Raw genomic sequence first — 12,156 nt, 5'->3', positions numbered from 1 at the left:
GCGTCGAGGTGCGGCCGGTTCTGCCGCCCCCGACGAACGCCCCTGCATGAGCGACGGCGCGGCGGCGGCGGCGGCCGAGCGCGTCGCTCGTGAGAGCTACGGCCGTCTCGTCGCCCGCCTCGCCTGGCAGTGGCGCGACCTGGCCGCCGCCGAGGACGCCCTGGCCGACGCCTTCGCCGCCGCGCTGCGCCACTGGCCCGAACAGGGCGTTCCGGATGCGCCGGAAGCCTGGCTGGCTGCGGCGGCGCGGCGGCGTCTGTTGCACAACGCCCGCCACGTCCGGCTGACACTGGACCCGCGCGTCGTCGCCGTGCTCGACGACATCGAACCCGAGGCGGCCGGGCGCCAGGCCGTACCCGACCCGCGACTTCAGTTGATGTTCGTCTGCGCCCATCCGGCCATCGAGGCCAACGTCCACGCGCCTCTGATGCTGCAGGCGGTGCTGGGGCTCAACGCCAAGGTGATCGCCAGCGCCTTCCTCGTCTCGCCCGCGGCGATGGCCCAGCGCCTGGTTCGGGCCAAGACGAGGATCCGCGAAGCCGGGCTGCGTTTCGAGGCGCCGGACGCCCGCGAGCTGCCCGCACGCCTGGCCGCCGTGCTGGAGGCCGTCTACGCCGCCTACACCCTGGGTCGGCACGCACTGGACACCCCGGCCGAGGACCTGCGCGAAGAGGCCTTATTCCTGGCGCGCCTGGCGGCGCAGCTGCTGCCCGGGCAGGCCGAGGCCCTGGGGCTTCTGGCCCTGCTGCTGCATGCCGAGGCGCGACGGGCGGCGCAGTTCGACGCCGAGGGCCGCTTCGTGCCCCTGGCGGCGCAGGACCCGGCCAGTTGGCGCGACGACCTGATCCGCGAGGCCGAGCGGGCGCTGTGGACCGCCGCCGAACTGCGTCAGCCGGGCCCCTTCCAGATCGAGGCGGCCATCCAGTCGGCCCATGCCCAGCGCCGCGCCACGGGACAGACGCCCTGGCGCGCCATCGCGCACCTCTACGGCCTGCTCGTGCAGCACCACCCCAACCTCGGCGCGCGCGTGGGCCAGGCCGTGGCCCTGGCCGAATCCGGCGAGCCCGCGGCCGCGGTGGCGCTGCTGGACGCCCTGCCGCCCGAGGCCGCCGGCTACGCGCCCTACTGGGTGGCGCGCGCCCATGTGCTGGGTCTGGCCGGAGCCCCCGGCAGGCAAGCCGCCGTCCAGCGCGCCATCGGCCTAACCGACGATCCGCGTCTGCGCGACTTCCTCGTGGCCCAGCTGGACTGAAACGCCTCGCTCGCCGCGGACGGCGGTCGATCAGGTTCCGGAGACCTCGGGGCGTCGCACCGTCCCGATGCGCAGGTTCTCGCAGAGGACATGGGCGGCGATGCCGCTGGCATGGGTGCGCAACAGGGCCTCGGCCTCGATCAGGGCCTCGGCGTCGGTCTCGGCGGCCAGCGGCTCCATATGGGGCGTGCCCAGGATGTCGCGTTCGATGAAACAGAAATAGGTCTTCACGCCGCGCCCTCCTCAGCGAGCTTGGGCATAGCACAACCGGTCTCACGGCTAAGCCCGCCCGCCGACACAGGCGGAACAAGATCGCCCTTCCGCAGCCAAGCGGAGCCTTGAGCGTTGCAGGGGGATGCAGCATCCCGATCCCCAGCCCGACAATCGCTTCCTCGCCACGCTCGACGCCGAGGAGGCCGCCGCCCTGCGCCCGCTGCTTCGTCGCGTGTCCGTGACGGTCGATCGGATCGTCGTCGACCAGGGCGCCGCCATCACCGAGGTCCATTTTCCGATCGACGCCCAGTTCGCTAATCTGGTCCGCTTCCCCGACGGGGGCGCCATCGAGACGGCCGTGGTCGGCCATGAGGGACTGACGGGCCTGGCGCCTTTCATGGCCGATCGCCCCAGCGCCTGGGAGATCGTCTGTCGGGCCTCGGGCGAGGCCTGGGTCGCCAGCGCGGCCGCCCTGCGCGCCTTGGCGGCGGAACGTCCGGCCCTGATGACCCGCCTTCTGGCCCTGACGGACCTCTATCAGGCCCAGGCCGCCCAGACGGCCGCCTGCAACGCCCTGCATCCCATCCCCGCCCGGATCGCCCGCTGGATCCTGACGGCGCGCGACCTGTCGCCCAACCCGACCCTGATCTTCCGGCAGGAGGAGCTGGCCCGGCTGATCGGCGCCCGGCGTTCCACCGTCAGCGAGGCGGCGTCCCAGCTGAAACGCCGCAAGTTCATCGCCTACGGCCGGGGCGTCATCCGCATCATCGACCGACCCGGTCTCGAGGCGGCCGCCTGCGACTGCTACCGCATGCTGCGCCCCCGGCTGGACGACCTGATCGGCATGGAAGGGCGGAGCTAGGTCGCCTTCCCGACATAGGAACCTCCGTTCTCCGAGGGGCTTCCTGTGGCCTGCCTCAACGGAGAATCCTCATGGCCGACAAGACCCTCGACACCCTGTTCCACGACACGCTCAAGGACATCTATTACGCCGAGCGGAAGATCCTGAAGTCCCTGCCCAAGATGCAGCGCGCGGCCCAGTCGCCCGAGCTCAAGGCCGCCTTCGAGAAGCACAAGAGCCAGACCGAAGGCCAGATCGAACGCCTGCAGCAGGTGTTCGAGATCATCGGCAAGCCCGCGCGCGGCAAGACCTGCGACGCCATCGAAGGCATTCTGGCCGAGGGCGACGAGATCGCCGAGGAATACAAGGGTTCGCCCGCGCTAGACGCCGGCCTTCTGGCCGCCGCCCAGGCCGTCGAACACTATGAGATCACCCGCTACGGCACCCTGAAGCGCTGGGCCCTGGTGCTCGGCCTGAACGACGCCGCCGCCCTGCTCGACGAGACCCTGCAGGAAGAGAGCCAGACCGACGAGGACCTGACCGGCATGGCCGACGCCGCCGTCAACGCCGAGGCGATGAAGACCGCCGCCTGATCCACCGGCGTTGGTTTGGCTGTGAGGCGCGCTCCGAAAGGGGCGCGCCTTTCGTCTTTCAGATCATCAGCCGCGCCGGCGCATGAGGGCCCAAACCGTGACCGCCACCGGCACGGCCAACAGCCCCGCGCCGATCCAGTCCCACGCCCCGTCATCCAGCAGGGCGCCCACGAGCCCGATCAGGCTGAGCGCCGCTACGACCATCGGGATGGCGAAGATCGCCCACAGCGACAGGCCGCGCCCGGCGCCCCTGCCCTCCTTCGGGCCCCTCATGCCCTGCGCCTCCGCTTCGCCACCCAGAGGTAGAGGCCCGAGATCAGGATCACGATCATCGCCAGATCCAGGATCGCCCACAGGATCTTGAGCGGCAGACCGCCGTAGTCGCCGAAATGCAGCGGCTGCGACAAAGACAGGGTCTTCACATACCAGGGCATCTGAGCCACCGCCGCCAACTCGCCCGTGCGCGCGTCGATCAGGGCGGGAGTGGTCATATGGGTCGTCAGCGGCGTGTCGCCGTGGAAGAAGACGGCGTAGTGATTGTCGGTCGAATAGGTCGAGCCGGGGAAGGCCACGAACTGCAGGGTCATGCCCGGCAGGGCGTGCTTGGCCCGCTCGACGGCGGCGTCCAGCGAACTGCGCCCGGTCAGGGCGACCGGGCCGTCATACTGCCGTGTCAGCGCCGCCAGCGACGTGTCCTTCCAATAGGCGATGATCGGCACGGCCAGGGTGTTGACCACCCCGGTCACGCCCACGACCAGGACCCAGGCGGCCGTCACGATCCCCAGCAGGTTGTGATAGTCCAGCCAACGGGTCCGCGCCGCCTTCGACGCCCGGACCGTGCCGAACGGCAGCCTCCGCATGAAGGGCGCATAGAGCACCATGCCGGACACCAGCGCCGCGACCAGCATCAGCCCCATCAGGCCGAGGAACAGCATCCCCGTCAGACCCAGGAACATGTCGGTGTGCAGCTGGAGGATGAACTCCATCACCGGGTGCCCGGCGACGGGCGGGGCGGCCGCGCCGGAGATCTGGTCGATGGGCTGGAAGGTGTAGTTTTCGGCGGGACCGCCGGCGTCGATGGTCGTGACGTTCACGACCGGCCGGTCCTCGTCGAAACTCATGAACATCGGCACGCCGCCCGCATGGCGCGCCAACGCGACGTCCAGCACCTGATCCAGGTTCAGACGCGGGCCATCCGCCTGCATGGGCCGCTCATCGTGGCCCAGCAGGAGATGATCCAGCTCATGCGTGAAGACCAGAGGCAGGCCGGTCAGGCACAGCATGAGCAGGAACAGGGTCGAGACCAGGCTCGACCAGGTATGGACCCACGACCAGGCGCGGAGCGTCGAAGCCTTCATCCGACGTCAGAAATCAGCGGAGACCGAAAACAGCAAGGTCCGGGGGGCGCCGAGGGTCAGATAGTTGGCCCCGGGGTATCCCCCCGTCGCCGCCCAGTAGTCCTCGTCCGCCACGTTCTCGACCCGGGCGCGGAAGGTCACGGGCCGACCGGAGATGTCCATGGCATAGCGGGCGCCGACATCCAGCCGGGTCCAGGCGTCGATGTGGGCGGCGCCGGCCGTGTCGATCGGCTGTTTGCCGGTATGGACCACACGGCCCTCGACAGTCAGACCCTGCACGGCCGGCACGTCCCACTCCAGGTTCAGATTGGTCTGGAAGTCCGGCACGCCGATGGGCTCGCGCCCCGTCCCGGCCGTCTGAACCAGTTCGCCGTCCAGCCAGGTCGCGCCGCCCAGCAGGCGCAGGCCGGGCGCGATCTCCCCGTGCGCACTGATCTCGACGCCGCTGTTCTCCTGGTCGCCGTCGGCGGTGAAGCGGTTGTTGACGATCAGGGCGCTGGGCTGGGTCGTCCGGAACAGGCTTACCGTGCCGCCCCAGCGACCCGCGTCATACTTGACCCCGACTTCGCCCTGTCTGGCGCGGAAGGGCGACAGGACCTCTCCGGCGTTCACCACCGGCACGCCGCCCGACACGGCCGGGGCCGTCTGGCCCGGCTGCAGCGCCTCGGCGTAGTTGGCGTAGAGCGAGATCTGCGGCGTGGCCTTCAGCACCAGCCCGAAGGCCGGGGTCGTCGCCTCGCCGGTATAGCCCGAGCTGAAGGCGCCGGAGTTGTAGTCATAGGTCTTGGTCTCGATCTTCTGCCAGCGCAGGCCGGCGATCGCCAGAATGCGGCCGTCCCAGAAGGACAGCATGTCCGCCACGGCGACGCTGGTGTTCTCGACCCGCTCGGTCACGTGCGGATCGTCCAGATCGCCGCCGATGAAGAAGTCGGCGGCGGGCCGGGTCGCCGCGACCGGGGCGGACAGGGTCCCGGCCGAAAACCCGGCGAAGCTGGAGAAGGCGTAGGCGTTGCGCGACGATGACCGCACCGTCGAGGCCGAGGCGACCAGGCGGTGACCCACCGATCCGGTCGTCACCTGCCCCCGAATCCCCACGTCGGCGGCGAAGACGCGGTCCTCGCGGGCGTTGTCGAACCGATAGGCCGACAGGGCGCCGGTCGCGCTTGCCGAGGGATTGGCCAGAACGTTCTCCTCGCGCCCGTCGCGACCGCCCACGGCGGCCCAGGTGGTGACGTCCGGCGTCAGGTCGAGCTCGCCGCGCGCCACGCCGAACAGCTGGCGCTCGTCCGTATAGGTCCAGGGCTGGGCGAAGTTGACGTCGCCCGACGGCGCCTCGGGCACGGCGCCGAGAGGCGTCACGCTGGGGCGCGGGGCGTCGATGCGGTGATCCTGCCAGCCCAGGTCGGCCGAGAACCGGGCCAGGTCCCCGCGCCGGTCCACGCCGAGGCCGAAGACGGTCAATTCCCGATCCTGCCCGTCCACCGAGGACTCGCCGTCGCGCCGGGCGATGTTGGCCCGCACCCCCCACCGGTCGTCGGCGAAGCGACGGGCCACATCTCCGGCCAGATAGAGTTCGCCACCGCCCTCCAGCCCGGCCGTGACGCGGTTCAAGCCGCCCGAGGGCGCGCGCTTGGGCATCAGGTTGATCGCCCCGCCGACGCCGCTGCCGCCGGGCGTGGCCCCGTTCAGGAAGGCGCTGGCGCCGTGCAGCACCTCGACCCGCTCCAGAAACTCCGCCGCCACGAACTGGCGCGGAAGGACGCCGTAGACGCCGTTATAGGTCATGTCGTCCGAATAGATCGGGAAGCCCCGGACGACGTAGAGCTCCTGGAAATTGCCGAACCCCTTGGAGACGCGGACCACCGGATCGTTCTGCAGCACGTCGGCGACGCTGCGGGCCTGCTGGTTGCGCGCCAAGGCCTCGGTGTAGCCGGTGACATTGAACGGCGTATCCAGCGTCTCCAGCGCCCCGAACAGACCGACGCGGGCGCCCGTCGCCACCTGCCCGCCCGGAGCCGGCGGCGGCAGATCGACCTGCGAGCCCGTGACCACCACGTCTTCGACCCGATCGACCGGCTGCGCGCCGCTCTGGGCCTGGGCCAGCCCCGCCGAAAGCAGGGCCGCGACGGCGACGGAGGAGGACAGGACGACACGGACGAGGGACACAGACGCACTCCAATAATGAGAATGCGTCGCACTACATAGCTAAACGACCCACCGCAAGCGCCGCAGCGTCGCAGGTCGGGTTGGGAAGGCCCATTGCCGATATTACTTGACGTTGACGTAAACGTCGGGTTTGTGGCGGGCACGCTCGAATCCGCCCGTCCCTCAAGCAGCGAGGCTCCGCGAGCCGAGCGATAGGGACAAGAAAAGGAACGCTCCATGGCCGACGCCTATATCTTCGACGCCGTTCGCACCCCGCGCGGCAAAGGCAAGAAGGACGGGTCCCTGCACGAGATCACCGGCCTCAGCCTGGCCTCCCAGGTGCTGGAGGCCCTGCGGGACCGCAACGATCTGGACACGTCCAGGGTCGATGACGTCATCCTCGGCTGCGTCTCCCCCGTGGGCGAACAGGGCGCGGATATCGCCCGCACCGCCGTGCTGAACGCCGGCTGGTCGCAATATACGGCGGGCGTCCAGATCTACCGCTTCTGCGCCTCGGGTCTGGAAGCCGTGAACATGGCCACCGCGAAAGTGAAGTCCGGCGAGGCCGACTTCGCCGTCGGCGGCGGCGTCGAAGCCATGAGCCGCGTGCCGATGGGTTCGGACGGCGGCGCCTGGCCGACCGATCCGTCGATCGCCTTCCCGGCCTATTTCGTGCCCCAGGGCGTGTCGGCCGACATGATCGCCTCCAAATACGGCTTCAGCCGCGACGACGTGGACGCCTATTCGGTCGAGAGCCACAAGCGCGCCGCCCGCGCCTGGGCCGAGGGCCGGTTCAAGAACTCGGTCGTGCCGGTCAAGGACCAGCTGGGCCTGAACATCCTCGACCATGACGAGACCGTGCGTCCCAACTCGGACATGCAGTCCCTGGGCGGGCTGAACCCCTCCTTCGCCATGATGGGCGAGATGGCCTTCGACGCCGTGATCGGACAGCGCTATCCCGAGGTCGAGAAGGTCAACCACGTCCACACCCCCGGCAACTCGTCCGGCATCGTGGACGGCGCTGCGGGCGTGCTGATCGGCAGCCTTGAGGCCGGCAAGGCCCTGGGCCTCAAGCCGCGCGCCAAGATCCTCGGCGGCGCTTCGATCGGTTCGGAGCCCTCGATCATGCTGACCGGACCCGAGTATGTGACGCGCAAGCTGCTGGGCAAGCTGGGCATGACCACCGCCGACATCGACGTATGGGAGCTGAACGAGGCCTTCGCCGCCGTCGTCCTGCGCTACATGCAGGCGCTGGACATCCCTCACGACAAGATGAACGTGAACGGCGGCGGCATCTCGATGGGTCACCCGCTCGGCGCCACCGGCGCCATGATCACCGGCATCGCCCTGGACGAGCTGGAGCGGTCCAACAAGTCGACCGCCCTCATCACCCTGTGCATCGGCGGCGGCATGGGCACCGCCACCGTCATCGAACGCGTCTGAGGATCACACCCAAGGAAAACTTCAAGATCGACGTCGACGCCGACGGCATCGCCCTCGTCACCTTCGACGTGCCGGGCCGTTCGATGAACACCCTGACCTCCAGCGTCATGGCCGAGATGCCGCAGCTGGTGGAGACCATCAAATCGGACGACGCCATCAAGGGCGTGGTCATCACCTCGGGCAAGGCGTCCGGCTTCTGCGCCGGGGCCGACCTCGGCGACATGGCCGGCGGCATGCTGGCGGGCGGTTCGCTGCAACAGGCGTTCGACGCCGGTTGGCGGATGAACGGCGCCCTGCGCGCGCTGGAGACGTGCGGCAAGCCGGTGGCGGCCGCGATCAACGGCCTGGCCCTGGGCGGCGGCCTCGAGCTGACCCTGGCCTGCCACTACCGGGTGGTCGGCGACAGCCCGAAGATCCAGCTGGGCCTGCCCGAGATCAAGGTCGGCCTCTTCCCCGGCGGCGGCGGCACCCAGCGGCTGACGCGCCTGATCGGCGTCCAGGCGGCGATGATGGCCATGAGCGAGGGCAAGTCCTTCCGCCCCAACGACGCCAAGGGTGCGGGCATCGTCCATGAGGTCGTGCCGGTCGGCGGCGAGGTCGAGGCGGCGAAAGCCTGGATCAGGAATGGCGGCAAGGCCGTCCAGCCGTGGGACGACAAGGGCTTCAAACTGCCCGGCGGCGGCCCCTACCATCCGGCGGGGATGCAGAACTTCGTGGTCGGCAACGCCATGCTTCGCAAGCAGTCCTTCGGCAACTATCCGGCGGTCGTGAACCTGATGAGCGCCGTGTTCGAGGGCGTTCAGGTGCCGATGGACGCGGCCCTGCGCATCGAGACCCGCTACTTCATCAAGACCCTGATGACGCCCCAGGCCCAGGCCATGATCCGTTCGCTGTTCCTGTCCAAGCAGGAACTCGACAAGGGCGCCGTGCGCCCGGCGGGCGTGCCGAAGTCCGATCCCAAGAAGGTCACCGTCATCGGCGCGGGCATGATGGGCGCCGGCATCGCCTATGTGCAGGCTCTGGCCGGCATCGAGACCATCCTGATTGACCGCGATCAGGAGGCCGCCGACAAGGGCAAGGCCCATGTCGAGGAGCTGCTGAAGAAGCGCCTGTCGCGCGGCCAGATCGATCAGCCGAAATACGAGGCCCTGCTCGGCTCGGTCACCGCCACCACCGACTACGATCTCATCAAGGGCTCGGACCTCGTCATCGAGGCGGTGTTCGAGAACCGCGAGATCAAGGCCGACGTCACCAAACGCGCCGAGGCCCAGCTGGCCGAGGGCGCCGTCTTCGGCTCCAACACCTCGACCCTGCCGATCACGGGCCTGGCCGAGGCCAGCGTCCGTCCCGAGGACTTCATCGGCATCCACTTCTTCTCGCCCGTCGACAAGATGATGCTGGTCGAGATCATCATGGGCGAGAAGACGTCCCAAGAGGCCCTCGCCAAGTCGCTCGACTATGTCCTGAAAATCAAGAAGACCCCGATCGTCGTCAATGACTCCAGAGGCTTCTACACCTCGCGCTGCTTCTCCACCTTCCTGATGGAGGGCATGGCCATGCTGGAAGAAGGCTACGGCCCGGCCCTGATCGACAATGTCGGCCGCATGACCGGCATGCCGCGCGGCCCGCTGGAAATGCACGACGACGTGGCGCTCGACCTCTCCTACAAGATCGCCAAACAGACGGCGATCGACCTGGGCGACAAATACGTCCCGGCCGAGGGCGCCGACATCGTCGCGAAGATGGTCGAGGGCGGGCGGTTCGGCCGCAAGAACGGCATGGGCTTCTACGACTACGCCACCAAGCCCAAGACGATCTGGGCGGGCCTGGCCGAACTGGCGCCCACCACCAAGGGCATCGACCGTCCCGAGGAGCCGACCGCCTTCGCCCAGATCGACGAGCTGAAGACCCGCCTGCTCTATCGTCAGGCCGTCGAGGTGGCGCGCTGCTGGGAAGAGGGCGTCATCGACGATCCGCGCGAGGCCGACCTCGGCGCCATCCTGGGCTGGGGCTTCGCGCCCTGGACCGGCGGCCCGATCACCCTGATCGACCAGACCGGACTGGCGAACTTCGTGGAAACCGCCGACCGTCTGGCCGCGACCTACGGCGACCGCTTCAAGGTTCCGCAACTGCTGCGCGACATGGCGGCCCAAGGACGCACCTTCTATGGTGACTTCGCCGGCAAGCAGGAGGCGGCGGCGTAAGCCTTCGCGACAACACAGACGGAAAAGGCCGGGAGCGATCTCGGCCTTTTTCTTTTTTCCTTCTCCCGGCGGGAGAAGGTGGCTCGCGAAGCGAGACGGATGAGGGGTTGGCGGGTCAGTCGGCGCGAGCCGTCACCCGGGCGCGCGTGCACCTTTCATGCCCGCCTCAGACGCCAACCCCTCACCCTTTCGCCTGGCCGATCGCTTCGCTCCCGGAGGCTCAAGCCCTCTCCCGCCGGGAGAGGGAAGGTCAGATCATATCCAGCGGCTGGGCCGTCTCCGGCGGCGGGAAGGCCGCGTCCAGCCGCTCCAGATCCTCGGCGTCGAACTGAATCTCCAGCGCATCGGCGTTCTTCTCGACATGTTCGACGGACGACGCCTTCGGTATGGCGATGACCCCGTCGTGCAGCAGGGTGAAGGCCAGGGCCACCTGGGCCGGGTCGGCGTCGTGGCGGTCGGCGATGTCCACGATCAGCGGGTGCTGCAACAGACCGCCGCGCCCCAGCGGCGAATAGGCCATGACCGGCATGTCCCGCGCCCGCATCCAGGGCATCAGGTCATATTCGATGCCGCGCGAGCCCAGATTGTAGAGCAACTGGTTGGCGGCGCAGAGGTCACCGCCGTCCACGGCCTCCAGCCTCTGCATGGCGTCCAGATCGAGGTTGGACACGCCCCAGCGGACGATCATCCCCTCGTCCACCAGTTCCTGGAACGCCTCGACGGTCTCCTCGATCGGGACGTTGCCTTCCCAGTGCAGCAGATAGAGGTCCAGCCGGTCGGTCCCCAGCCGCTCCAGCGACCGCTCGCAGGCCAGCATCATCTTCAGCTCCGAGGCGTTCTCGGGCCGGACCTTGGAGACCAGAAAGACCTCGTCGCGGCGACCCTTGATGACCTCCCCGACCAGTCGCTCGGACCTCCCGTCGCCATACAGTTCGGCCGTGTCGATCAGGGTCAGGCCCAGGTCGATGCCGCGCGACAGGGCCGCCTGTTCGGCGTCGCGCAGGGCAGGGTGATCGCCGATCTCCCACGTGCCTTGGCCGAGGGCGGGAACGGTCGTACCGTCAGCGAAAGAGACGAGGCGGGTCATGCCGCCTCAAATGCGCGCCGGATCGAATGGCGCCAAGGGGGGATGATGCGGACGCGGAAAATCACCACCGACGGCCTGACCCAACAGGTGCTCGAGGCCGGCCCCGAGGACGGCGAACTGGTCGTCCTGATCCACGGCTTCCCCGAACTGGGCATCAGCTGGCGGGCGCAGGTCCAGGCCCTGGCCGAGGCCGGCTATCACGCCGTGGCCCCCGACATGCGCGGCTATGGCGGCACGGACCGGCCCGGGGCGCGCGAGGACCACACCATCCTGCATCTGGTCGGCGACATGGTCGATCTCGTTCGCGCGCTCGGCAAGACCCGCTGTCATGTCGTCGGCCATGACTGGGGCGCCCCGGTGGCCTGGCACTGCGCCCTGACGCGGCCTGATCTGTTCCGGTCGGTGATGGGCCTGTCAGTCCCCTTTCAGCCGCGCAGTCCCAAGGCCCCGCCGACGGTCCTGATGCGCGCCCTGTCGCAGCGGCTGGGCCTGGGCGACTTCTACATCAACCAGTTCCAGGCGCCGGACGCCCATCTGGAGTTCGAGTCCGATGTGGCCTCAGCGCTCAGGCGCGGCTTCCATGCCTATGACGGCGCGACGCCCGACGACCGGCGCTCGACCGGCTTCATGCGCGAGGGCAAGACCTTCCTCTCCTCGGTCGCGGAAGACGCCGCCCTGCCGCCGTGGATGAGCGAGGCCCATTTCGGCGAATACGTCGCGGCCTTCACCGCTTCCGGCTTTCGCGGCCCGCTGGACTGGTATCGCTGCATCGACCTGAACTGGCGCCTGACGGCCCACCTCCAGAACAAGCGCATCGCCGTGCCCGCCGCCTTCCTGGTCGGGGACAAGGATCCCGTGCGCGTCTACGCCGGCCAGCACGAGGCCGGCCTCAAGGACTGGGCCCCCGACCTGCGCAGCCAGACGGTTCTGGAAGGCGCGGGCCACTGGATCCAGCAGGAACAGCCTGACGCGGTCAACGCGGCCTTGCTCGGGTTCCTTGCAACCCTCTGACCGATGCGG

General features: G+C 69.0%; 11 protein-coding genes. 6 read left to right on the top strand and 5 right to left on the bottom strand.

All coding sequences use genetic code 11. The annotated features are described in order from the left end of the window. On the top strand, positions 1-1,252 hold a 1,252-nt coding region (locus ACT6QK_RS06025; RefSeq protein WP_444596910.1), incomplete at its 5' end, for an RNA polymerase sigma factor. A 30-nt stretch (positions 1,253-1,282) separates the two neighbouring features. On the opposite strand, the gene ACT6QK_RS06020 is transcribed toward ACT6QK_RS06025, so the two are convergent. Beyond that, positions 1,283-1,483 carry a hypothetical protein gene (locus ACT6QK_RS06020; RefSeq protein WP_444596909.1) on the bottom strand — a complete coding sequence of 67 codons (201 nt, stop codon included), beginning with the start codon at positions 1,481-1,483 and terminating at the stop codon, positions 1,283-1,285. Between the two features lie 124 nt (positions 1,484-1,607). Between ACT6QK_RS06020 and ACT6QK_RS06015 the strand changes: the two genes are divergently transcribed. Both ACT6QK_RS06015 and ACT6QK_RS06010 read left to right on the top strand, forming a co-directional pair. Next, entirely contained in the window at positions 1,608-2,327 is a 720-nt protein-coding gene (locus tag ACT6QK_RS06015) for a Crp/Fnr family transcriptional regulator (RefSeq protein WP_444596908.1), read from the top strand. Between the two features lie 71 nt (positions 2,328-2,398). Beyond that, positions 2,399-2,899, top strand: a complete 501-nt coding sequence (locus tag ACT6QK_RS06010) for a YciE/YciF ferroxidase family protein (RefSeq protein WP_444596907.1) — start codon at positions 2,399-2,401, stop codon at positions 2,897-2,899. 66 nt (positions 2,900-2,965) lie between these two features. Here ACT6QK_RS06010 and ACT6QK_RS06005 read toward each other — a convergent pair whose 3' ends face one another. From ACT6QK_RS06005 to ACT6QK_RS05995, 3 genes are read right to left on the bottom strand one after another with little or no spacing between them, the layout of a single operon-like run. Then, complete coding sequence (locus ACT6QK_RS06005; protein ID WP_444596906.1) at positions 2,966-3,172, bottom strand: hypothetical protein; 207 nt, start codon at positions 3,170-3,172, stop codon at positions 2,966-2,968. Continuing rightward, positions 3,169-4,257, bottom strand: coding sequence for a PepSY-associated TM helix domain-containing protein (locus ACT6QK_RS06000; RefSeq protein ID WP_444596905.1), 1,089 nt, complete (start codon positions 4,255-4,257; stop codon positions 3,169-3,171). Before ACT6QK_RS06000 ends, ACT6QK_RS06005 begins: the two co-directional genes overlap by 4 nt. A gap of 6 nt (positions 4,258-4,263) precedes the next feature. Further along, a complete protein-coding gene (locus tag ACT6QK_RS05995; RefSeq protein WP_444596904.1) occupies positions 4,264-6,423 on the bottom strand; it encodes a TonB-dependent receptor in 2,160 nt (719 codons plus the stop codon). A gap of 216 nt (positions 6,424-6,639) precedes the next feature. Here ACT6QK_RS05995 and ACT6QK_RS05990 point away from each other — a divergent pair, with 216 nt between their 5' ends. Both ACT6QK_RS05990 and ACT6QK_RS05985 read left to right on the top strand, forming a co-directional pair. Next, positions 6,640-7,845: an acetyl-CoA C-acetyltransferase gene (locus ACT6QK_RS05990; protein WP_444596903.1), complete on the top strand. Its 1,206-nt coding sequence runs from the start codon at positions 6,640-6,642 to the stop codon at positions 7,843-7,845. Between the two features lie 2 nt (positions 7,846-7,847). Beyond that, positions 7,848-10,049, top strand: a complete 2,202-nt coding sequence (locus ACT6QK_RS05985; protein WP_444596912.1) for a 3-hydroxyacyl-CoA dehydrogenase NAD-binding domain-containing protein — start codon at positions 7,848-7,850, stop codon at positions 10,047-10,049. A gap of 250 nt (positions 10,050-10,299) precedes the next feature. On the opposite strand, the gene ACT6QK_RS05980 is transcribed toward ACT6QK_RS05985, so the two are convergent. Next, complete coding sequence (locus ACT6QK_RS05980) at positions 10,300-11,136, bottom strand: aldo/keto reductase (RefSeq protein WP_444596902.1); 837 nt, start codon at positions 11,134-11,136, stop codon at positions 10,300-10,302. A 45-nt stretch (positions 11,137-11,181) separates the two neighbouring features. Here ACT6QK_RS05980 and ACT6QK_RS05975 point away from each other — a divergent pair, with 45 nt between their 5' ends. Beyond that, positions 11,182-12,147: an alpha/beta fold hydrolase gene (locus tag ACT6QK_RS05975; protein ID WP_444596901.1), complete on the top strand. Its 966-nt coding sequence runs from the start codon at positions 11,182-11,184 to the stop codon at positions 12,145-12,147. Positions 12,148-12,156 lie beyond the last annotated feature (9 nt).

Source organism: Brevundimonas sp., from assembly GCF_052436175.1.
In the GTDB taxonomy this organism is placed as follows: Bacteria; Pseudomonadota; Alphaproteobacteria; order Caulobacterales; family Caulobacteraceae; genus Brevundimonas.
This window is presented reverse-complemented; position numbering and strand designations above follow the sequence as displayed.

Bases quoted from the DNA above. Each gene is read 5' to 3' on its own strand.
- ACT6QK_RS06010 (WP_444596907.1), top strand. From the start codon at position 2,399: ATGGCCGACAAGACCCTCGACACCCTGTTCCACGACACGCTCAAGGAC.
- ACT6QK_RS06000 (WP_444596905.1), bottom strand. From the start codon at position 4,257: ATGAAGGCTTCGACGCTCCGCGCCTGGTCGTGGGTCCATACCTGGTCG.
- ACT6QK_RS05980 (WP_444596902.1), bottom strand. From the start codon at position 11,136: ATGACCCGCCTCGTCTCTTTCGCTGACGGTACGACCGTTCCCGCCCTC.
- ACT6QK_RS05975 (WP_444596901.1), top strand. From the start codon at position 11,182: ATGCGGACGCGGAAAATCACCACCGACGGCCTGACCCAACAGGTGCTC.
- ACT6QK_RS06005 (WP_444596906.1), bottom strand. From the start codon at position 3,172: ATGAGGGGCCCGAAGGAGGGCAGGGGCGCCGGGCGCGGCCTGTCGCTG.
- ACT6QK_RS06015 (WP_444596908.1), top strand. From the start codon at position 1,608: ATGCAGCATCCCGATCCCCAGCCCGACAATCGCTTCCTCGCCACGCTC.
- ACT6QK_RS05990 (WP_444596903.1), top strand. From the start codon at position 6,640: ATGGCCGACGCCTATATCTTCGACGCCGTTCGCACCCCGCGCGGCAAA.